The sequence below is a fragment of the Vibrio sp. SG41-7 genome (assembly GCF_014164465.1).
Classification (GTDB): Bacteria; Pseudomonadota; Gammaproteobacteria; order Enterobacterales; family Vibrionaceae; genus Vibrio; species Vibrio splendidus.
The window spans coordinates 17,165-38,044 of record NZ_JACJFF010000007.1; the positions used below are offsets into that span (position 1 = coordinate 17,165).

General features: G+C 44.3%; 21 protein-coding genes. 13 read left to right on the forward strand and 8 right to left on the reverse strand.

The genetic code is table 11. The features are described 5' to 3' along the window. Positions 1-751: 751 nt before the first annotated feature. The 5 genes from sbcB (at position 752) to purT (ending at position 5,841) form a co-directional block, all read left to right on the forward strand. Positions 752-2,176 carry an exodeoxyribonuclease I gene (sbcB, locus tag H5300_RS03100; RefSeq protein WP_017091224.1) on the forward strand — a complete coding sequence of 475 codons (1,425 nt, stop codon included), beginning with the start codon at positions 752-754 and terminating at the stop codon, positions 2,174-2,176. Positions 2,177-2,201: 25 nt separating this feature from the next. Then, entirely contained in the window at positions 2,202-2,573 is a 372-nt protein-coding gene (locus H5300_RS03105; RefSeq protein WP_182795383.1) for a CidA/LrgA family protein, read from the forward strand. 2 nt (positions 2,574-2,575) lie between these two features. Next, positions 2,576-3,253, forward strand: a complete 678-nt coding sequence (locus H5300_RS03110; protein ID WP_182795384.1) for an LrgB family protein — start codon at positions 2,576-2,578, stop codon at positions 3,251-3,253. 357 nt (positions 3,254-3,610) lie between these two features. Next, a complete protein-coding gene (gene cdd, locus H5300_RS03115; RefSeq protein WP_004734864.1) occupies positions 3,611-4,498 on the forward strand; it encodes a cytidine deaminase in 888 nt (295 codons plus the stop codon). A 167-nt stretch (positions 4,499-4,665) separates the two neighbouring features. After that, positions 4,666-5,841, forward strand: coding sequence for a formate-dependent phosphoribosylglycinamide formyltransferase (gene purT / locus H5300_RS03120; protein ID WP_182795385.1), 1,176 nt, complete (start codon positions 4,666-4,668; stop codon positions 5,839-5,841). 129 nt (positions 5,842-5,970) lie between these two features. Here the strand turns inward: purT and H5300_RS03125 are convergent, their stop codons facing one another. Beyond that, a complete protein-coding gene (locus H5300_RS03125; protein WP_102568915.1) occupies positions 5,971-6,624 on the reverse strand; it encodes a thiopurine S-methyltransferase in 654 nt (217 codons plus the stop codon). Positions 6,625-6,948: 324 nt separating this feature from the next. On the opposite strand from H5300_RS03125, the gene H5300_RS03130 reads away from it, so the two are divergent. Next, complete coding sequence (locus H5300_RS03130) at positions 6,949-7,725, forward strand: RelA/SpoT domain-containing protein (RefSeq protein WP_048611816.1); 777 nt, start codon at positions 6,949-6,951, stop codon at positions 7,723-7,725. Between the two features lie 153 nt (positions 7,726-7,878). On the opposite strand, the gene H5300_RS03135 is transcribed toward H5300_RS03130, so the two are convergent. From H5300_RS03135 to H5300_RS03150, 4 genes are read right to left on the reverse strand one after another with little or no spacing between them, the layout of a single operon-like run. Beyond that, positions 7,879-8,463, reverse strand: a complete 585-nt coding sequence (locus H5300_RS03135) for a cytochrome c (RefSeq protein ID WP_182795386.1) — start codon at positions 8,461-8,463, stop codon at positions 7,879-7,881. Then, positions 8,460-8,963 carry a cytochrome C gene (locus H5300_RS03140; protein WP_182795387.1) on the reverse strand — a complete coding sequence of 168 codons (504 nt, stop codon included), beginning with the start codon at positions 8,961-8,963 and terminating at the stop codon, positions 8,460-8,462. Before H5300_RS03140 ends, H5300_RS03135 begins: the two co-directional genes overlap by 4 nt. After that, the gene (locus tag H5300_RS03145; RefSeq protein WP_182795388.1) at positions 8,963-10,189 is read right to left on the reverse strand and encodes a molybdopterin-dependent oxidoreductase; all 1,227 of its coding nucleotides are present in this window, start codon (positions 10,187-10,189) and stop codon (positions 8,963-8,965) included. The genes H5300_RS03140 and H5300_RS03145 overlap by 1 nt, the downstream gene beginning before the upstream one ends. Beyond that, positions 10,186-10,491, reverse strand: coding sequence for a c-type cytochrome (locus H5300_RS03150; protein ID WP_182795389.1), 306 nt, complete (start codon positions 10,489-10,491; stop codon positions 10,186-10,188). The genes H5300_RS03145 and H5300_RS03150 overlap by 4 nt, the downstream gene beginning before the upstream one ends. A gap of 346 nt (positions 10,492-10,837) precedes the next feature. Here H5300_RS03150 and H5300_RS03155 point away from each other — a divergent pair, with 346 nt between their 5' ends. Then, positions 10,838-11,827: an ABC transporter substrate-binding protein gene (locus H5300_RS03155; protein WP_048617330.1), complete on the forward strand. Its 990-nt coding sequence runs from the start codon at positions 10,838-10,840 to the stop codon at positions 11,825-11,827. Between the two features lie 199 nt (positions 11,828-12,026). Here H5300_RS03155 and ihfA read toward each other — a convergent pair whose 3' ends face one another. Both ihfA and H5300_RS03165 read right to left on the reverse strand, forming a co-directional pair. Then, positions 12,027-12,323, reverse strand: a complete 297-nt coding sequence (gene ihfA, locus H5300_RS03160; RefSeq protein ID WP_004734853.1) for an integration host factor subunit alpha — start codon at positions 12,321-12,323, stop codon at positions 12,027-12,029. 523 nt (positions 12,324-12,846) lie between these two features. Further along, positions 12,847-13,578, reverse strand: a complete 732-nt coding sequence (locus H5300_RS03165; protein ID WP_004734852.1) for an SDR family NAD(P)-dependent oxidoreductase — start codon at positions 13,576-13,578, stop codon at positions 12,847-12,849. 128 nt (positions 13,579-13,706) lie between these two features. On the opposite strand from H5300_RS03165, the gene H5300_RS03170 reads away from it, so the two are divergent. The 4 genes from H5300_RS03170 to H5300_RS03185 all read left to right on the forward strand — a co-directional run bounded on the left by H5300_RS03170 (position 13,707) and on the right by H5300_RS03185 (position 16,762). Next, positions 13,707-14,465 (forward strand): helix-turn-helix domain-containing protein, encoded by a 759-nt coding sequence (locus H5300_RS03170; protein WP_004734851.1) that lies wholly within the window; start codon positions 13,707-13,709, stop codon positions 14,463-14,465. 218 nt (positions 14,466-14,683) lie between these two features. Beyond that, the gene (locus tag H5300_RS03175; RefSeq protein ID WP_017092537.1) at positions 14,684-15,139 is read left to right on the forward strand and encodes a Fur family transcriptional regulator; all 456 of its coding nucleotides are present in this window, start codon (positions 14,684-14,686) and stop codon (positions 15,137-15,139) included. A gap of 62 nt (positions 15,140-15,201) precedes the next feature. Next, entirely contained in the window at positions 15,202-15,762 is a 561-nt protein-coding gene (locus H5300_RS03180) for a carbonate dehydratase (protein ID WP_182795390.1), read from the forward strand. Then, positions 15,752-16,762, forward strand: coding sequence for a GTP-binding protein (locus H5300_RS03185; RefSeq protein ID WP_182795391.1), 1,011 nt, complete (start codon positions 15,752-15,754; stop codon positions 16,760-16,762). The genes H5300_RS03180 and H5300_RS03185 overlap by 11 nt, the downstream gene beginning before the upstream one ends. A 220-nt stretch (positions 16,763-16,982) precedes the next feature. Here the strand turns inward: H5300_RS03185 and H5300_RS03190 are convergent, their stop codons facing one another. Next, positions 16,983-17,879, reverse strand: a complete 897-nt coding sequence (locus tag H5300_RS03190) for an EamA family transporter (RefSeq protein ID WP_182795392.1) — start codon at positions 17,877-17,879, stop codon at positions 16,983-16,985. A gap of 103 nt (positions 17,880-17,982) precedes the next feature. Between H5300_RS03190 and H5300_RS03195 the strand changes: the two genes are divergently transcribed. Both H5300_RS03195 and cqsA read left to right on the forward strand, forming a co-directional pair. Next, positions 17,983-19,365, forward strand: a complete 1,383-nt coding sequence (locus tag H5300_RS03195; RefSeq protein ID WP_182795393.1) for a PLP-dependent aminotransferase family protein — start codon at positions 17,983-17,985, stop codon at positions 19,363-19,365. A gap of 316 nt (positions 19,366-19,681) precedes the next feature. Then, a complete protein-coding gene (gene cqsA, locus H5300_RS03200) occupies positions 19,682-20,863 on the forward strand; it encodes an alpha-hydroxyketone-type quorum-sensing autoinducer synthase (RefSeq protein WP_182795394.1) in 1,182 nt (393 codons plus the stop codon). The last annotated feature ends 17 nt before the right edge of the window (positions 20,864-20,880 follow it).

Consider the following 20,880-nt stretch of genomic DNA (forward strand, 5'->3'; position numbering starts at 1 on the left):
TAAAGGACAAGAATAAACCCTTATTATATTCAGGTTAATTACTATATAGATCACCGTGTTGCAATACAGTCTCAAAAGTGAAACACTCTGACAATTAAAATAAATTGTAATAAAAATGAAATATTAGAGTTTCATTTATATCCAATTCAAACACGGATTATAGAAAGTATTAAAAATGAGACAGACATAACGCTCCAGTTAAATTAACCCCCGACAATCATAAATACCAAAAAAACAATTAAATCTAAGGGGATTGTATTGCGAAAAACACCTTGATTGGACAGAGCCTAGACAGACAAGTGAAGCAGTTTAAACATTTGCACTAGGGTTTAAACATTTGCACTAGGGTTTAAACATCTGCGCTGCGGTTTAGACATAAGCACAGCGGATTAGCCTCAGGTACAGCAGATTAACCACCAGTCAAAAAAACAACGAGGTGTTTCTAATCACACGGCTTTAGAGTAAAAGACAAACAAACTCATTCGCGGTAAACCTGAAACCCGACTCATCGCCTTACAACAGCTAAGGTGAAAAGATAGGTAAAAAAGAGGTACACAGGCAGAATTGTGACCAGAGAAAAGCCACAATTGGATTCAAAACCTTCCCCACCGACTCGATTGAATAGTAAAGCACCGTTTTCCAGCAATTTATTTGTGATCTGGGTTGCACGCGTACCGCATACTATCAGATACTGAACAAAACTAACCTTCAGCCACAGTAAACGTTCCGCGCTTGCTGTTCAGGAAATTCAATGAGTTCAGATAATCAGCCGACCTACTTCTTTTTCGATTACGAAACGTGGGGCGTTAGCCCAGCAAAAGACCGTCCGAGTCAGTTTGCGGGTGTTCGTACCGACCAAGATTTCAATGTTATTGGAGAGCCTCTGGTTATCTATTGCCAACCTCCCGCTGATTACCTCCCTGCGCCTGAAGCTGCACTGATCACCCGTATCACACCACAAAAAGCGGCTTCACAAGGTCTTCCTGAACCAGAGTTTATCGCTAAGATCCATGCTGAGTTAGCGAAACCAAACACCACAAGCCTTGGCTACAACAGTATTCGATTCGATGATGAGGTAACGCGTTACACCTGTTACCGAAACTTCATCGACCCATATGCGTGGAGTTGGCAGAACGGCAACTCACGTTGGGATCTGTTAGATGTAATGCGCGCTGTTCACGCACTGCGCCCTGAAGGCATTGTTTGGCCAGAGAACGAAGAAGGTTATCCAAGCTTCAAACTGGAACACCTATCTGTGGCAAACGGCATTGAACATGAGAACGCGCACGATGCGATGGCCGATGTTATTGCGACTATCGAGTTAGCGAAGAAGCTGAAAGCAGCACAACCTAAGATGTTCGATTACCTTTACAACATGCGTCATAAGCGTAAGCTGAATGACCTGGTTGATATTGTAAACATGACACCATTGATGCACGTTTCGGGCATGTTTGGCCGTGACTGCAACTACACAAGCTGGATTGTGCCTATGGCTTGGCACCCAACCAATCAAAATGCCGTTATCGTGGTTGATTTAGCCAAAGATCCAAGCCCACTGTTAGAGCTGGACGCTGATGAACTCAGAGACAGACTCTACACCAAACGCAGTGAACTGGGTGAAGACGAGCTACCCGTACCAATCAAATTGGTTCAACTGAACAAGTGCCCTATTCTTGCTCCAGCCAAAACGCTGACGGCTGAAAATGCTGAAACCATCGGTATCGATCGCCAACAATGCTTGAAGAACTTAGCACTGCTGCGCGAACACCCAGAGATTCGCGAAAAACTGATCGGCCTGTACTCACAAGAGCGAGAGTACGAAAAGAGTGATGATGTTGATACACACCTTTACGACGGTTTCTTTTCACCTGCAGATAAAACAGCGATGAACATCATCCGCGAAACTGACCCAAATAACTTGGCAGCTTTAGATATCACCTTCGGTGATGAACGAATTAAACCGTTACTGTTCCGTTACCGTGCTCGTCATTTCCCATGGACGCTCGACGAAGCTGAGCAATTGAAATGGGCGAACCATTGTCGTGAGTTTTATGAGAGCCGTTTAGAAGAGTACATGCTCAACCTTGAAAACCTCGCGCATGAACATGAAAGCGACGAGAAGAAAATGGCTATCTTGAAAGCGGTTTATCAGTACGTAGAAAAGTTAGCTAGCTAATTCCATTATCAAGAGACGTAACACTTTGAAAGAAAGATTGATCCAACTGGTTTACTGCTTAATCTCCTTCACCTTAATCATAGGTGCACTTACAGCAGGTAACGCGTTACAGCACTTTTTGGATACCTCAATCCCAGGCAGTATTTTTGGCATGTTGATTCTGTTTGCCGCCATGGTGATTGGTATTGTTCCTTCGCACTGGGTACAACCCGGTGCAAGCTTGATTATCCGCCTAATGATCTTACTGTTTGTTCCGATCAGTGTTGGGTTGATGGATCACTTCGACATGCTCATCGCGAACGCATTGCCAATTATGGCGAGCGCCGTTGGCGGCACGTTACTGGTGTTGGTGTCCTTATCATGGTTTTTAGACCGCTTGCTTTCGAGAGGTGACTGATCATGTGGATTATACTCACCATCGTGGTATTCCTGTTTGCTCGCTGGGTAAGTCAAAAAATAAACTCGCCGCTGTGTAATCCCCTGCTTATCAGCATTGTTATCATCATTCCGATACTCACGTTCTTCAAAGTACCGTTTGAGACTTACTATGCAGACAACACCTGGATTACCTACATGCTGCAGCCTGCGGTTGTTGCCCTTGCTTACCCGCTTTACGAACAGTTACCTCAAATCAGAGCAAACTGGCGCATCATCACCTTTGCTTGCACGCTAGGCAGTGTGATGTCGATGACAACGACAGCATTAATCGCAGTGGCTTTTAAAGCGGACTTAACTTTGATTGCGAGTTTATTAGGTAAGTCAGTCACCACACCAATTGCGATGGAAGTATCGAGCCATTTAGGTGGTGAAGCAGCAATTGCGGCAATACTGGTATTGATTGTTGGTCTATTTGGGGCAATTTTTGCTTATCCAATCTACAATCTCATTGGTATTAAGAGCCCTATTGCGCGTGGTTTAACCATGGGTACCGTGTCTCACGCTTTAGGTACTGCGACCTGTGCTGAAAAGAATCAGGAAGATGCTGCATTCAGTTCGTTGGCATTGGTTCTTTGTGGGGTTATCACCTCAATCATTGCACCGAGTATATTTTCGCTCGTGGTTTGGTTCTATTCTTAACCACTTTGATTACAGTTTATACGCGCTCTAATAGATGAGTTGGTAAATAGCTAAACTCACTGGTTCGCGACTTTTAGGCGTTACAGATATCAATAAGCCCAAGCATAACCTGATTATTTCAGTGATAGCTTGGGCTTTTTTCTCGCAATTACTCGGCAATAGCAGTCAAATCGCGCCCTGTTTAGGCCAATAAGTGGGATATCAATAGTAGTTTTTACTCTTGCAATCGATTTCATCTGTGACCTCACTCTAATTATGCAAACCAATGTAACAACAACAACTCATTAGTGATCAAAGTCACAGAAAATTCCTGAGCATTGCATAGAATTAAAGCCTAAGGTCAATTAAGGATTCAACATGAACAGTCGTATTACCCTGGCGCTGGAAAGTGCTCCAACAGCAATCAAAGCACTTTTGAGTGACATCGTATTAGCAGACAACTTTGACGCGACATTGTCTCCAGAACAATTTGCTAGCCTACTGCAAGCAAGTGGTTTAGCGGATGACGAGCTACGTATTGCGCTACTTCCTTTTGCCGCAGCCTATTCTTACGCTCCGTTATCTGACTTCTATGTTGGTGCAATCGTGCGTGGTTTATCTGGCACTCTGTATTTTGGTGCAAACCTTGAAATCGCTGGTGCTCAACTTGGCCAAACAGTACACGCTGAGCAATCTGCAATCAGCCACGCTTGGATGAAAGGCGAACAAGGTATCTCTGATATCACAATCAATTTCAGCCCTTGTGGTCACTGTCGTCAATTCATGAACGAACTGACCACAGCGAAAGAGCTTAAGGTTCAGCTGCCACAACGTGATGAAATGTCTCTGCAAGAGTACCTACCAGACTCATTCGGCCCTGCTGATTTAGGTGTGACGACTGGCCTAATGACTAAGCTTGATCATAAACACACGACTGAAGAAACAACGCCTATTGTTGTAGAAGCGCTAGCAGCACTAAACCGCAGCCATGCTCCTTACACCAAAAACCTAAGTGGTGTTTCACTGCAATTGACGTCGGGTGAGATTTTCACCGGTGCTTACGCTGAAAACGCAGCGTTCAACCCGAGCTTACCTCCTCTACAAGTGGCGTTGATTCAACTTAAACTGGCTGGCTTCGATTTTGAACAGATTGAAAGTGCAGCGTTGGTTGAAATTGCCGAAGGTAGCATCAGTCACCTAGCGGATACGCAGTCTACATTAGAAGCGATTAATCCCGACATTCCAGTGACTTACTTAGCAATCTAAGTACATCTAATTAACAAAGTTTTAAATAAGCAGCCCTATTTAACGGGGCTGCTTTTTTTATACCTGCAATTAACGCAACAACTTGCGCAAACGTTTGCTTTTATCATTGAAATAAGTATGATCACCCCGTTTTCAATCAATCGCTCAAAAGATCGGAAGGAATTTCTATGTTTGGTACTGCTACTCGTGAAAATGCTACTCGTGTACTTCTATTAGGTTCAGGTGAACTCGGCAAAGAAGTTGCTATCGAGTGCCAACGTTTAGGCTTGGAAGTTATTGCATGTGACCGTTACGCAGACGCACCCGCAATGCAAGTTGCACATCGTAGTCATGTATTAGACATGTTAGACGGCGATGCACTGCAAGCAGTCATTGAACTTGAAAAACCAGATTATGTGGTTCCTGAAATTGAAGCTATTGCCACCAGCAAGTTGGTAGAGCTGGAAGCGCAAGGCTTAAATGTCGTTCCCACTGCAAATGCGACTAAGCTAACGATGAACCGCGAAGGTATCCGTCGCCTAGCTGCAGAAGAGCTAAAGCTGAGCACTTCTCCTTACCGCTTTGCAGACACCTTTGAAGACTTCGCTGCCGCTGTTGAATTCGTGGGCATGCCTTGCGTTGTTAAGCCAGTAATGAGCTCTTCAGGTAAAGGCCAAAGCGTTATCAAAACAGAGAAAGACATTCAAAAGTCTTGGGACTACGCACAAGAAGGCGGTCGTACTGGCGCGGGTCGCGTAATCGTTGAAGGCTTCATCGACTTTGATTACGAGATCACGCTTCTAACCGTTCGCGCAGTCGACGGTGTGCATTTCTGTGCGCCTATCGGTCACCGCCAAGAAGATGGTGATTACCGTGAATCATGGCAGCCACAAGTCATGTCAGACAACGCACTTAAAACAGCGCAATACACCGCTGAACAAGTGGTTAATGCACTAGGTGGTCACGGTATCTTCGGCGTAGAGCTGTTTGTTAAAGGCGATCACGTTATCTTCAACGAAGTATCCCCTCGCCCACACGATACTGGCTTAGTGACTCTTATGTCTCAAGACTCATCGGAATTCGCACTGCACGTACGCGCCTTTACTGGTATGCCGATCAAATCCATCACGCAATACGGTCCGTGTGCATCAGCGGTTATTCTGGGCCAAGGCACTTCAACCAACATTCGTTTTGAAGGTCTTACAGAGGCGCTAGACGCACCACAGACGCAAGTTCGCTTGTTTGGTAAACCTGATATCGATGGTCGCCGTCGTCTAGGTGTGGCGCTTACTCGTCGCAACAGCACTGAGACTGCGATTGAAGATGCAATTGAGAGTGCTTCTAAAGTAAAAGTAATTTACTAACCAGCTATTCAATTCTGAACAATCACGACTTCAAATCTGAACAACAAAAAGACGGGCTATCGAGCCCGTCTTTTTGTTGGTGTTATCTTTTTTATTGAAGCGGTCTTTTCGCTAGAGAGCTCACTGCGCTTAAGCGTCTGACTCAATCAAGTACACTTCTTCACTAAATCGAGACAAGCCTTTTTTGGCAATCTTCGGATGTTCATCGTCTGCAATATCTTGATTCAACAATGTGATTTTGTATCCCGCGAACAACTGATCAATCTCTAGTTTAGGTACGCTAAACGGAGGCCCTGCCATCTCGTCTTGGTCGTAATCTAGAGTCACCAGAAGGATCTTACCACCCGGTTTCAGCAGTTGTTTCAAACGCTCTACATACTGCACTCGCATCTCTTCAGGCAATGCGACTAAAGACGCGCGATCATAAATGGTATCGACAGGCTGGATTGGCGCTGAGAAGTAATCGCCCGTGTAGATGTTCAGTTCATCGAATTGGTAGAGCTCGTGCTGACCGCTAATTTGAGTCACAGTCGGCGTATAAAGGTGCTCTGCAAAAAATGCGCGAACCGCAATCTGGCTTAACTCGACACCTTGAACATCTTCATGCTTTGAAGCTAGCCAAATCAGATCTTCACTTTTACCACAAAGTGGAACAAACACACTCTTCTCGTAGCTAGGCTCAGTCTTTTCCCAAAATTTAATCAGAAGTGGGTTTACATCTTCGAGGTGGAAACCAATTTGGTTGGCTGCCCATTTATTGTGCCAAAATTCAGGATTATTCATCTTTCGTTCATGTTAAACAGTCATAATGCAAGGGTACAGTATAGAGAGGTAAGAGCAACCTTAGCTTGGTTTAAAGTACCAAATTGCTTTCGATAAAATCAGAAACTGGCTAAGTTCAAAGTTCTGATAATCGCGGAACTAACGCTTGGATTATTTGTCTATATCTTCACATTTTAAAGCAATATTAAACGTTAGAGTTGGTTTCTGTCTTAACTAGCCCCATTTAATATGTAGTAAGTTTAGTTAAGCTGTTTTTACTCTTGTGCGTTACTGGTTACCCCTTTTGACTACCCGTTTTTTGTAACCTTGTATTTTGGAGTTTGAATGAGTGTATTTCTCCGTACGACGGCCCTAATGCTTTTGGTATTGAGCCGAGCGCCTGCATTCGCAGCAGCACCTGTTTCAACAAGTTCAACAGATCAAACGCGCACTCCTGCGCAAAACCAAATATCTTCAAACGTATTCCGTCATAGTTTGAGCGGCCTTTACGGCATCAAAGCCTTCGACTCACGCCCGACTCAGCCTTACACCGACTTCGATATTCTGTACAGCAAAGCGCATCAAGGCCAAGCTGAACTAGAAACTATCTGTAAAAGTACTGCCCTACTCACCAATTCTGAAGCGCTATTTGCTGGCGTTAAATCTCAAGCTCGCGCAGAAGAAAAAATCGCCCTTGAGCTTGATGGTGATGTGACAAAAATTACCGACTTAGCCCGTGCAACTATCATCGCGAACGATGTAGAGAGCTTGGTTGAAGTGTACGAAGCGCTAAGCCGTGAAGCAGACGTTGTTAAGCTGAAAAACAAGTTTAAATCACCAGCTGACTCTGGCTACCGTGACCTTAACTTGTTGGTTCGTTTACCTAAAACCAACATCATTGCAGAGGTTCAACTTCACTTAAAAGCGATTGCTGATGTGAAAAGTGGTCCTGAGCACGAGCTGTACGAAATTATCCAAGGCATTGAGCGTCACGCAATTGCAGAACATCGCCCAATCAACGATATCGAAGCGGCACAAATCAATAGCCTAAGACGCCAATCTTTAGAGCTTTACCAACAAGCATGGCAACCGTACATTACCACGCACATTAAAGCGGCTTAACCACTGGCATAAACGCTTATGACAAACAACAACGACAAAGGGCTGCATAATCGCAGCCCTTTGTTTTATTTACTGTTTTACCTATCGTTATCAACTGTTTTACCTATCGAACCTCGTAAAAACCAACTTAACCAACGTCCCAGAAAGCCTCACCTATTGGCGATAATACTCTTTAGTGCGATTGTATAAATCCAATGGCTTCAACGTGCTATAAAACGCCGCCGCATCTTGTAAGTCTTCATCCGAAAGGTGTTTCACCACCGACTGCATGTACAAATCTTGGCGTTCATCACTTTTAAAATCACGCAGTTGCTTAAGAATATACCCAGCTTTCTGGCCTTTGATATTTGGATAAGATTGTACGAAGGGAATGATTTTGTCGCCATGACACTGACTACATAGATTCTGAACCAACTTCTCACCTGAGACTAAGCTAGGTATGTAATCTTTGGTGATTACCTTGCTATCGACAAGCGTTTCAACCTCAGTTTTAGCTTCCGCTTCAAGCTTCGGCGCGGGTTCCGACTCTATTCCTAATGATTCGACTCGCGAGGCAACTTTATCTTCAATGCTCGGCTGTTCGTCAGTACACGCCGACAGCGACAAAACTATTGCTGCAGCGGCTATCGCAATAGCTCTATTTGCAACAATTCCATTTACAATAGCTCTATTAACAACAGCTCCATTCACAACAATTCCATTTACAAGAGAGGTCCGTTTTAATCGATTGATGATCATTGGCTCTCTCCCGGCATAGGTGGCATCAAGGCGCTATCAATTGGCTTACGACGATACTTGTTCATATCGATGCCTTTGTCTTGATAGTAAGTACTGAGGTAGTCCAATACCGGATCCCAAGTATCCGACAGATCCCACAGCCCTTGAGTGTCGACCATCCACTGAATGGTTTCACGCCATTGCTCTCTGTTGCCGCTGTTCTGAGCAACGATTAAGCTGGTATGGCAGGCGTTACATTGCCCTTTCACTGTCTCCCAACCGGGAGCCATGATCAGACCCGACGCTTTATCTACGCCGTAGTACTCTTTTGGGTTCTCTGGAATGTCTTCAGCATGAACAAGCATCGACGTTAATAAGCTACACACCAATGCCGCTCTCATTATGCCTTTACGGTAACTGCGCTGACTGACAGGAGTTGAGTCTGCATGAAATGAGTGACCATCAATCAAATTGACTTGTTTCGAACGGCCATAATTAGGCTTATTGGAAATAGACGGCATCACGACACTCTTACAGCAATACGGTGACAACCATTGAACAGATAACCTTTAGGGTTCCATTGCGGTTGTACGACTGGCTGGCTATCGCCTTCACTGTCGGTTGCCTTTGCCCAGATCTCGTAATAACCGGTCGTAGGAAGGTCTAAATCGGCTTCCCACTGTTGCCACGCGCCCTTATTTACTGGCTTGTTCAGCTTCGCATCATGCCAAGTAGTACCGTAATCGTAACTCACTTGCAGCTTCTCAACGGTTCTCAAGCCAGCCCAAGCATGACCACTGACTTTAACCTTCTTACCTAACGCAAACTCAGTGCCACTCTTTGGCGAAGTAATTAACGATTTAACAATCATCTCTTCAATGATTCGGAAATCTTTGTTATCCACTTTCTCACCCGGTGCGATTGGGTTCTTAGGAACTTGATAGGCAGGAGCTGCCATCTTGTGCCCATCATGGATCTTATTTCGAATACTGATGCCGGTCGTGCATTTCTGAGAAACAGAAGCCGGTCGGCCGCCAAATACCGTTCGTAGCGGATAACCATGGAGATAAGGGATCGGCTCGCCATTCATTTCCCATGCGATTAACGCGTTATCGTTCATCGCAGCTGCTATGGGAACGCCACGTGAAATCGCCTCACCTTTACCACTCAAGTGTTTATCAAAACCATGGTTACCGACGTAAACCGCATCATCTTTAATGCCACAGTCTTTAAGCACATCGCTCAACAACACACCTGTCCACTGTGAACAATAGACGCCAGCATTGCTCCATTGATTGCCTTTGGTGCTTGGATAAAAGTTATTACGGCTGTTACCACCACACTCTAAAACCAAGCTTTGAGTATGATGCTTAAACTTCGATTTCAACTCTGCGATCGTATAGGTTTTGCTTTGCTTTACCGATTCACCTTTCACCTCGAAGGTCCAAGTATCTGGGTCCATCTCCGTAAAATCTGGCATCAAGCCATTCCAGCGAACAAAGGGAACATCTGCAGGAGTCACAGCAGGCGCAAGCATACTTTCTGGCGGATACGCATTCAAAGGGTTGGTATTTAAAACGGTGTAGTAATCCGGTAGATCTTCTGCTTTTGCCCACGTTAATGCATTGATGTCCAGTGCAGCTAAACCTTCAGGGCGATTCGCAGCAAATACCCACGACACCGGTAATGCAGATACTGCGGTTGCTGAAAGCGCGGCTTTAAGGAACTGTCTTCTATCTAAACTCATTGCGGTGACCCTGTGTTATTCAGTTGGTAAAAGTAATTGGCTAACTTCTTGATGTCTTCTTCTGACAATAGTTGCGCGACTTTAGACATCGTTTTGTCCTCACGCTTACCACTTTTAAAGTCAGTCAGTTGCTCAGTAAGGTAGACTTGGTTTTGCCATTTAAGGTTGGGGGTAGAGGGAAACGAGGTGTCGTTGTTACTGCCATGACAAGCAATGCACATATTGGCGAGTTGCTGGTACTCAGCTGCCGAAGCGACAGTCGATAAAAAGAGTAACATCAAAGCTAAAGCGGACTTATGCAAAGCTTCTCCTTAGATTTAGATCAACAAAATAGATTAACTGGCTGTTTATTGAGCGCATTACAGCAAATCACTCGGGTAATTTAAATTCAATTAGATTTAACCTCTGTTCAATTTCACTGAACGGATTTCAAAAACAAATAAGGTGCGTTGAATACATACTGCCTAGCTGTCCATTTTAAATGTGTGGTTTATCTTTTATTCCAACTCCTCTCATCTAACCTAGAAACAGACCGATCGTAGTCAGTTCAAATAAGTCACAAATATCTGGGTGATTGCTCTTTATCCCTTTAAGTTTTTTTGCTTAGATACAATTTCAACCATCTGACAATTAAAGGGATTTCGTCATATGAAAATCAAAACATCAGCGATTTTCGTGCTCTCCGCTCTAGCGTTACCTTCTCATGCCAATGAGTGTGGTGAGTTCACGATAGCCGATATGAACTGGAACTCGGCAAGCCTAATAGCACACGTAGACCAATTTATTCTTAATGAAGGTTATGGCTGCGACGCACAACTTATCCCCGGAGATAGCGTTCCAACGGGTACCTCTATGATCGAAAAAGGTCAGCCAGATGTCGCGCCCGAACTTTGGACAAACGGAATCAAAGAGGCACTCGACAAAGGCGTAGCGGATAAACGATTACGCTATGCAGGTAAGTCGCTGGTTAATGGGGGTGAAGAAGGGTTTTGGGTCCCGAACTACCTTGTTGAACAGTACCCAGAGCTCACAACCATTGAAGGTGTGATTAAAAACGCAAAGCTATTTGAACACCCAGAAGATGATGAGAAATTTGCGTTTTACAGCTGCCCTGCGGGTTGGACTTGTCAGATTACCTCCGGTCACCTGTTCGATGCGCTTAAGTTAGAAGATCACAATTTTGAAATGGTTGATCCCGGATCTGGTGCCGCTTTAGCAGGTACGATAGCGAAAGCTTACGAACGCAAAAAAGCATGGTTTGGGTATTACTGGTCACCTACGCCTGTGCTAGGTAAGTATGAGATGGTTAAAGTTGATTTTGGTAGCGGTATAGACGTCGAGGAATTTCGAAACTGCACTACTCAGCCTGACTGTGAATCACCTAAAGTGACGATGTTCCCACCAGCGCCGGTTCACACGGTAACAACGGAGAGCTTCGCAACGAGCCAGCCTCTTGCCTACGAATACTTCCAGAAACGTGGTTTCACCAATCAGAAAATGAGCCAGATGTTAGCTTGGATGGAAGACAATCAAGCAGATGCAGAAGAAGCTATGTATTACTTCTTAGAAAGCTCTCCAGAAGTTTGGAAGCCTTGGGTGTCTGAAGAGATCGCAAGTAAGGTTCAACAAGCCCTTTAGATTGAAGATTCAAAGGCAGAGCCCTACTCTCTGTTTTCGCATCTAAAGTAAGATCGTTACGGGGAACAAAAAGAAGATGGAGTTTGAGAGTTTGAGAGTTTGAGAGTTTGAGAAAGATTACTCAAAGTTAAAGAAATGCGTTTAGCTTAGACTCTATGCAGATACAAAAAGACCACGCTAGGCGTGGTCTATTGCTTGGCTACTTCTCGATTTTAATATTCTCGACTCGGGCCTTTAGTTTTTGTCCCGGTCTAAAAGTAACAACACGTCGAGCAGAAATTGGAATGTCTTCACCAGTTTTCGGGTTACGACCAGGTCGCTCGTTTTTCTCACGAAGATCAAAGTTACCAAAACCAGACAGTTTTACCTGTTCGCCATTTTCAAGTGCCTTACGAACTTCTTCGAAAAACACTTCAACCGTTTCCTTGGCATCCCGCTTGCTGTATCCGAGTGTTTCAAACAGGTTCTCAGCCAAATCGGCTTTAGTGAGTGCCATAAAACTTTCCTCAAAGCTATGTTATACATTGCTACCATCGCCAGTAGCGCCAAAGCATTTACCCTATTCAATCAATGAGATAAGGTCGTTTACAAGGAAAGTGTATGCCAAGCTTCTGATTTTCGCCAACTTTTTTATCTCAACTATTTAATTATTCTTTCAAATCAGAAAGATAAGTCGCTTGTAAAGTCACATATATGGCTAAAAAACATCTACCTAACCACCTTCAAATAGAACAACACTCCTATTAATTGAATAAAAAGAGAATTTAATACTTTAGAGACCTAAATGATAATTTTTGAGACTTTTCTCCGATACCCAATAAAATCAGCCACTTGATTTGATATCGAACTCAACAGAGGTTATTAAATAAGCGTTATCAAATATGAGATTTGTATCATTTCAGCATTTAATTCGAATTAGCCTGGATAAAACCTTACTGAGTTACGCTTCCCACGGAGTTACTTGTTTAGAAGTTAACATAATAAAGCTCACCTCTGCATAAACAACCTAGCCGATACAGCTAGTATTGAACATGGCTGGTCGATGCTCCATCTACGTACCAGTTTGCCCCAGAAACAAAACTCGCAGCAGGACTAGAAATAAAGGTCACCACGTTGGCAACTTCATCAGGGTTTGCTAATCGACCCATTGGGTTTCTTTCGAGGACTTTCTGGAAGGTCTCAGGCTTTTCACGCTTACATTTACCCCAAAGGCCGTCAGCAATATAAGTATCTCCAGGTGAAACGGTATTAACCCGTACCTTACGGACGTAGGTCAAAGCCAGAGATTTCATGTAATGGGCTAGTGCGGCCTTCCCTGCCCCATAAGCATTAGCGTGACAAGCGGTATATCCGCTCGCTTTCGATCCAATATAGGTTATTGCTGCGTAATCCGATTCAAGCAATTTGGGTAAAACCAACGTAATGGCATGCTGCGTTGCACTAATGTCCTTTTGCAGTACATCTTCCCACTCATCAGAAAGTGCACTCACGTTAGGAACAAAAACATCTATGCGAGGAATAGACGCAATCCAAGCTTTCATTTGAGCCGGATCATGGGCGTCAACGACCTTGCCAACAACTCGCTCCGCCGTGTTTCCGAGCAGCTCATACAACCTGTCGATTCGATGTTGAGAACGACCACAAAACCAAATGTTCGCTCCTTCGTTGGCAAACCCTTCCACTATTTTCGCCCCAATTCCGCTCGAGCCCCCTGTAACAACAACATTGATATTATCTAATCCCAAATCCATCGTAATCTCTCAAAGTAGTATTAACCATCTAAATTAGTATCGCTAATAGTCTCTTCCCATTCAAAACAAATAACAAAAGTGACACTATGTGATACCTTGAGGGTATAAATAAGTAACAGGATAAAGTGATGGATACGCTCAACCGAGAAATTTGTAGCGCTATAAAACGGCATTTAAAGAAGACAGGCATCTCTTATAAAGAGATTTCAGAGTTCACTGAAATGTCTGAAGTGAGTATCAAACGGCTTCTTAATGGCCACCAATCGCTTTCCATTCTAAAGTTACAAAAGATATGCGAATTAATTCAACGCCCTCTATCCGCAATTCTCTCTGAGGCAGAAGAATCATTGGCCTCAACCTCACTATTTACTGATGAACAAGATGCGGCCTTTTGTGAAGAGCCTGCGTTGTTTACTATTTTTCAAGAGATCGTTAATGAAGGGACAAATGCTCAACAGTTAATGGCTCGTTTTGACTTAAACAAACCTTCACTGCATATCTACCTAAGAAAGCTTGAACAGCTAAAACTGATTGCGATGTTATTCGACTTAAAGTTCCATGTCATTGTGCCTTCAAATACGGCTTTCTCTGAACACGCTCGATTTAGCGCGACGTTCAAGAATCAAGTCATCGATGCACTGAAACAAGCGGTGCAATATATTAGTGCTGACAACAAACAAGCGTACTTTATTACGACCAAATTTAGGCTGACCGAAGAAGAATTTAAAGACTACAACCTTAAACTTGAAAAATTAATGTTAAAGACCGTAAAACTCAGCCAATCACGCAGTCGAATGACCGAAGGGTTAAACGACTATGCCATTGTCGATATGGGTGCCAAGGGTATTTTCCACCCAACACTCAAAAAGCCAGTAAACTTGGTTTAGGAACAGCTCAACACGCTTATTATCCCGCAGTAATCTCTTCCCTATTACTGCTTGGTGAACCTCCCCACCGCGTACCTAACCCAGAATATATCGAACACCCTGAGTAGTACCCCTAAACAACGACAAAGCAAAAAGTTTTTTTTCCGTAACTAGTTTGTTTTCCATAATTAATTGTTATGTTATAACATATCTATATTATCACTGATTTTGTGGATTGAATGAGAGACATCGAAGCGATCATCGAGCACGTAAAACATGGCTGTAAAACAAACGGAAAACAGTTTACCGCTAAGAGACTGTTGATACTGCGTGCACTGGTTCATGCCGACAGAGCGCTGTCTGCGTATGAACTCGTTGAATATTGTAAGGAACACTTTGATCAACACGTTCAAGCGATGTCGGTTTACCGGGTATTAGAATTTCTCGAAGAGCAGCACTTAGCGCACAAACTAAAAGTCTCCAATAAGTACATACTTTGCGACCATATCCTTTGCGATCATGAACACGGTATCCCGCAATTTTTGATTTGCTCTAAGTGCGACAAAATCAGCGAGCAAACCATCGCCCCTTCCATTATTCGCGATCTTCAATCTCACGCAAAGCAAGAAGGCTTCACCGTAATAAGCCCGCAGTTAGAGATCAGCTGCGTATGCGATGAATGCGTCGATACATAAATGCCCAGAGCCATCAATGGTGGTATGCCCAGTGGCATTACGAAAAAATAAAAGAGCTCAATATGTTAAGAAGAAACCCTAGCGGCCATATGCCAAACGTGTCCGAAACCGCCTTCATTGATCCGACCGCCATCATCTGTGGCAAAGTCATCATTGAAGATAACGTGTTTATCGGCCCCTACGTCGTCATTCGTGCCGACGAGGTTAACGAACAAGGTGACATGGAAGCGATTGTGATTAAGCGCGACACCAATATTCAAGATGGCGTGGTTATTCACTCTAAAGCAGGAGCAGCGGTTACCATCGGAGAACGCTCTTCTATCGCTCACCGCTCCATCATTCATGGTCCTTGTGAAGTCTGTGACGATGTCTTTATTGGCTTCAACTCGGTGGTATTTAATGCTGTGATTGGTAAAGGTTGCGTAATTCGCCACAACTGTGTGGTAGATGGGATCGATTTACCGGAAAGCTTCCATGTGCCACCAATGACCAATATAGGCTCAGGGTTTGATTTAAATAGCATCTCCAAAGTGCCACCCGAATACTCTGCATTTTCAGAGTCTGTGGTTTCAGCCAACCACACCCTAGTTCAAGGCTATAGGAGAATTGCCAATGAGCTCTGATAAGTCACCTATGTTAGGTATTCCAACCAGCATTATTACCGGATTCCTGGGAGTAGGAAAAACCTCTGCGATTCTCAACTTAATGAAGAACAAGCCAGTAAATGAACGCTGGGCTGTCTTGGTGAACGAATTTGGAGAAATTGGCGTTGATGGCAGTTTGATCCGAGGGAACGACAGCAAAAAACACGTATTTATTCGTGAAGTACCTGGCGGCTGTATGTGTTGCGCGGCAGGTTTACCGATGCAAATCGCGCTCAACCAATTGCTATCAGAAGCAAAACCAGACCGACTATTGATCGAACCAACAGGGCTTGGGCACCCTAAAGAAGTGCTGCAAGTTTTGTCTTCTGAGCACTACCGTAAAGTCCTGTCACTACAGAAGAACGTCACCTTAGTCGATGCGCGTAAGCTCTCTGATTTTCGCTACTCAAATCACGATACCTTCAATCAGCAAATCTCTATTGCCGATACGGTGGTTGGTAACAAGGTCGACTTATATCAAGATGGCGACGCCGAAGCACTGGCTGATTACGTCACCGAGATTTGTCACCCGAATACCAAGTTGGTCTTCGCTCATCATGGAAAGATCCCTTTTGAAGAGTTCGAAGGAGACACTAGTTTCTTCGGTCAACAAGTACATCACCATCATCAACACCACGCCCATAAACAAGAAAAGCCGCTCGCCTCAGAACTACCCATGCCAGATAGCGGCATGATCAAAGCGACCAACCAAGGTGAAGGTTTTGAAAGTGTTGGTTGGCGATTCTCAGCAGAGAAACTGTTTGACCACCAGCGTTTGAGACACTTTTTAATGGGATTGGAAGCTGAGCGAATGAAAGCGGTGTTCATTACCCCAAGTGGTATCTTCGGCTACAACTTAACAGAAGATGGCTTGACGGAATCAGAGCTCGATGAGTGTGCCGAAACCAGAATTGAAGTGATCGGGCACCAAATAGATGAAGACCTAGAGTGCCAATTGCTCAAATGTATGGTGACTTGATCGCTTAGTTACTTGATCGCCTAGTTTCCTGATCGTTTAGTTAATAGAGTTCTTAATTAAGAGCTAGTCAATTGATAGCAAGTAAATAGAGTGCTGTTAATTGATTCTTTAAGTAACTTCACTTCTTCAACATAGAGTAAGACCTCGCAAGTGCGAGGCCTTATTTTTATTCAAAGCATTTGAAGTCTATCCGTTTCATTGAATGCTGCCCGCTTATCAATCACTTTTGTTCTGCGAGTTTCGTTGTAGCTTGAGTATTAGAAGCCTTAGCAGGCTTCACAATCAAACCGATACCGATTAGAAACAGTACAGATGCAACAACTTGAGCGACTGACAATACTTCGTCATACATAAAGTAACCACTTATCAACGCGAATATTGGCACTAGCAAGGTTAACGGCGCTGTCGTGCTTAACGGGTATTGGATTAGCAGCTTATTCCACACCCAATAACCAAATAGCGTGGTTGGATAGGCCTGAAACAGCACCGCAATCGTCGTGTTCCAATCCCATTGTTCAATACCCTGCCAGATAATTTGGTCACCGTGTAACATCACGGCAAACAACACCAATGGCACCGGAGCAAACAGCATCCCCCACACATTAAATGCAAAAGCCTGAGTGGTTTTAGATGCCTTAACAATCACGCCCATCAAGGTCCAGCTGCATGCCGCTATCATAATCAAGATAACACCATTGAGTGTCACGTTGCCCGTTGCTGCGGAAACCAACACCGCTAACGCACACATGGCTAGCATCGCACCCATTAATTTACGAACGGAAGCATTCTCCTTGAACACCCACACGCCAACCGCCATGCCAATTAATACGTTGGTTGAAAGCAAGACTGATGAAAGCCCCGAAGACAAACCCGCTGTAATCGACCATGAAGCCATACCCCAAATTCCCACACCGAACACAAAGCCATAACTGACTAAGTAACGCCAAGCGACATTAGGTCTCGCCACAAAAAATATCACCGGAATCACCGCTAGCGAAAAGCGTGCTGCAGTGGCCAATAATGGATGAACGTTGGTCACACCCATTTTGATCATCGAGAAATTGAACCCCCAAATTGCCATAACGAATACCGCTAACAACAAATCATTTCTTTTCATACTCACCCCTCCTTTGTTTTGAATGAGTATCCCTTGAACAATAAAACCAGTACAGATACAATTTTCATAATAAAAACCAGTACAGTTAATAACGGTCGTGACAATGAGCATTTACAGAAAGCTAGCCAATCAATTTATCGATGAAATAGAAACAGGCAAAAGACCGGAAGGCGGACGCATGCCTTCGCTTCGTCAATTGGCCAAGCAACAGGCGATCAGCATGTCGACCGTGGTGAGCTGCTACCAAGAATTAGAATCACAAGGTTGGATCCATTCTCGACCGCAAGCAGGGTATTTTGTTTCTCCTCATAAACCTGCTCACTCAACCCCAGAGTGGGCACAGTTTGAGAGTAAGGTGTCCAGCGTTAGGCAAACTTCTTCGACTCACAACTCAATCAATGGGCCTTTAGGGGTCTCTAGCACCACCAATGATGAACAATCGATTGTAGAACTGGAGCGTAGTTTCCGCCGCGCTATTAGGCGTATGAGCAACAGGCTCAACCATTACCCAGATACACAAGGTGAGCCGATGTTACGACAGGCATTATCCACTCATTTTGCCAAGCTCGATGTTCACTTTTCACCTGAAGAGATGGTGATTACGGCTGGCTGCATGTCGGCGATTAAAGCTGCACTTGAATCGTGTACCAAAGAAGGCGACACCATTGCGATTAGCTCTCCTTGTTTCAACGGTATTCTGGAATTGCTCGGACAAATGTCGCGAAAAATCATCGAGATCCCGTCTCTAGATGATGGTGTCGACTTGCAACAACTGGAAGCACATTTGAAGAATAAACGAGTGGATGCCGCGATCTTTTGTACCTCTCATATGAACCCTCAAGGGATCAATATGTCAGCCACTCAAAAGCAGAAACTGGCTGAATTAGCGAATCACTATCGAGTGCCGATCATTGAAGATGATGTGTATCTGGAGCTTTCTTATTCCTCACACACGCCACTGCCAGCAAAATACTATGACAAAGGCGGCTATGTATTATGGTGTGGATCAGTATCGAAAAGCCTGTCACCGAGCTACCGATTAGGATGGTGCTTACCGGGCAGGTTTATCAACGAATACAAAGCTCAGTTTTCTGCAGCAAGCTATGGCGTTGCCCTGCCGACTCAGCTTGCGGTTGCTGACTTTATCGAATCTGGTCAATACGCAAAACACGTTCGAAGAAGGTGTGCTCAAATCCTTTCATTACGCCAGCAGTATCTAAGCTATTTGGCTCAGCATCTTCCTCAAGATGTGAAGATAAGTAACCCACAAGGTGGCATGGTACTTTGGCTGCAAATACCTAACTTGAACCAATCAACCTTTGCTAAGGCAGTTGCCGACCAGAACATTGATATCAGGCTTGGACACCTGTTCAGCACTCTCGACCTTTACAGCAATTGCTTACGCATCAATATTGGTTACTCGTTAGAGGGGAAAGCCAAACAACAATTGGACGACTTAATAGAACTGATTCACATTCATAGGTAATACGTTCTAATTCATAGGCAATACGTGCTAGTTAATAAACAAAGCTAGCACACCGTAGCTTTTCATAATCGACCTTTTCATAGCCATTCGAACACCGAATTTTAATAGCCTTTTATCATAAAAAAGAAGGCTATTATTCCCATCTGAACTAGGTTAAAGCCCCGAACCGTAAGGAAAACCACTCGCCTCAAAACCCTTAAATACTGAGTTTGCAAGCACGCACAAAAATATGCAACTTGGCTAATGACACCTCACTTTTAATCGTCAATATACAGCCGTCAGCGCTGGCGTTTTCCTGTATTTGAAGAGAACTATTATGAGTGATAAAACAAAAACCAAACCACTACCTTCCTTTATCGAAGAACGCTTGAACTTCTATATTCAAGACCTAATTACCCAGAACCAAAGCCAAAAGCATTTGGTATTGGGCAAACGACCTAAGCCCAACGCTGTTGTCATGCAGAGCAATGATTACTTAGCACTTTCACATAACAAACCGATCCAAGAGGCCCATCAAGCGGCGATTGTCGAACAAGATGACAACGTAGTGATGTCTGCAATTTTCTTACAAGATGAGCAGTCTAAACCTGTGTTCGAAACTGAGCTCGCGAACTATGTCGGAATGGAGAGCTGTTTGCTTTCTCAGTCTGGCTGGGCTGCTAATATTGGGCTATTGCAAACCATCTGCCCACCGGGCACACCTGTGTACATTGACTTCTTTGCACACATGTCGTTATGGGAAGGCATTCGCGCTGCAGGCGCCCTCGCCCACCCGTTTATGCATAACAATATGAATCACCTGCGCAAACAGCTAGAGCGCCACGGCTCAGGCGTTATTGTGGTCGATTCAATTTACAGCACCATTGGGACAATCGCCCCACTACGCGACATCTACGAAATGGCGCAAGAGTTTGATTGTGCCGTTGTCGTTGATGAATCGCATTCACTGGGTACGCATGGGGAAAATGGTGCTGGCTTAGTTCACGCATTGGGTCTCACTAACCAAGTCGACTTCATTACCGTCAGCTTGGCTAAAACCTTTGCCTATCGTGCAGGTGCTATCCTTGGGCCGAAGCAGCTTTCAGAAACCTTACCTTTTGTCGCGTATCCAGCTATTTTCAGCTCGACCGTGTTACCACAAGAGGTGGTTCGTTTAGAGAAAACATTAGAGGTAATAAAAGGCGCAGAAGACAAACGAGAAGCCTTATTCAAAAGCGCTAAGTCGCTTACTACCGGCCTCAAGCGGATTGGCTTTAATATCCGCAGCGAGTCTCAAATTGTGGCACTAGAGTGTGGTAGTGAAAAAAACACCGAACGGGTTCGTGATTTCCTCGAAGAACGAGATGTATTCGGTGCGGTTTTCTGCCGCCCCGCGACGGGCAAGAACAAAAACATCATCCGATTTTCGGTCAATGCCGACATGACACCAAGAGATATTGACCATGTGCTCACCGTTTGTCATGAAGCGTACAATCATCCGGAATTAGAGTTCGTGTGATTGTAAGGGTAATTCAC

Bases quoted from the DNA above. Each gene is read 5' to 3' on its own strand.
- sbcB (WP_017091224.1), top strand. From the start codon at position 752: ATGAGTTCAGATAATCAGCCGACCTACTTCTTTTTCGATTACGAAACG.
- H5300_RS03110 (WP_182795384.1), top strand. From the start codon at position 2,576: ATGTGGATTATACTCACCATCGTGGTATTCCTGTTTGCTCGCTGGGTA.
- cdd (WP_004734864.1), top strand. From the start codon at position 3,611: ATGAACAGTCGTATTACCCTGGCGCTGGAAAGTGCTCCAACAGCAATC.
- purT (WP_182795385.1), top strand. From the start codon at position 4,666: ATGTTTGGTACTGCTACTCGTGAAAATGCTACTCGTGTACTTCTATTA.
- H5300_RS03125 (WP_102568915.1), bottom strand. From the start codon at position 6,624: ATGAATAATCCTGAATTTTGGCACAATAAATGGGCAGCCAACCAAATT.
- H5300_RS03130 (WP_048611816.1), top strand. From the start codon at position 6,949: ATGAGTGTATTTCTCCGTACGACGGCCCTAATGCTTTTGGTATTGAGC.
- H5300_RS03135 (WP_182795386.1), bottom strand. From the start codon at position 8,463: ATGATCATCAATCGATTAAAACGGACCTCTCTTGTAAATGGAATTGTT.
- H5300_RS03140 (WP_182795387.1), bottom strand. From the start codon at position 8,963: ATGCCGTCTATTTCCAATAAGCCTAATTATGGCCGTTCGAAACAAGTC.
- H5300_RS03145 (WP_182795388.1), bottom strand. From the start codon at position 10,189: ATGAGTTTAGATAGAAGACAGTTCCTTAAAGCCGCGCTTTCAGCAACC.
- H5300_RS03155 (WP_048617330.1), top strand. From the start codon at position 10,838: ATGAAAATCAAAACATCAGCGATTTTCGTGCTCTCCGCTCTAGCGTTA.
- ihfA (WP_004734853.1), bottom strand. From the start codon at position 12,323: ATGGCACTCACTAAAGCCGATTTGGCTGAGAACCTGTTTGAAACACTC.
- H5300_RS03165 (WP_004734852.1), bottom strand. From the start codon at position 13,578: ATGGATTTGGGATTAGATAATATCAATGTTGTTGTTACAGGGGGCTCG.
- H5300_RS03170 (WP_004734851.1), top strand. From the start codon at position 13,707: ATGGATACGCTCAACCGAGAAATTTGTAGCGCTATAAAACGGCATTTA.
- H5300_RS03175 (WP_017092537.1), top strand. From the start codon at position 14,684: ATGAGAGACATCGAAGCGATCATCGAGCACGTAAAACATGGCTGTAAA.
- H5300_RS03180 (WP_182795390.1), top strand. From the start codon at position 15,202: ATGTTAAGAAGAAACCCTAGCGGCCATATGCCAAACGTGTCCGAAACC.
- H5300_RS03185 (WP_182795391.1), top strand. From the start codon at position 15,752: ATGAGCTCTGATAAGTCACCTATGTTAGGTATTCCAACCAGCATTATT.
- H5300_RS03190 (WP_182795392.1), bottom strand. From the start codon at position 17,879: ATGAAAAGAAATGATTTGTTGTTAGCGGTATTCGTTATGGCAATTTGG.
- H5300_RS03195 (WP_182795393.1), top strand. From the start codon at position 17,983: ATGAGCATTTACAGAAAGCTAGCCAATCAATTTATCGATGAAATAGAA.
- cqsA (WP_182795394.1), top strand. From the start codon at position 19,682: ATGAGTGATAAAACAAAAACCAAACCACTACCTTCCTTTATCGAAGAA.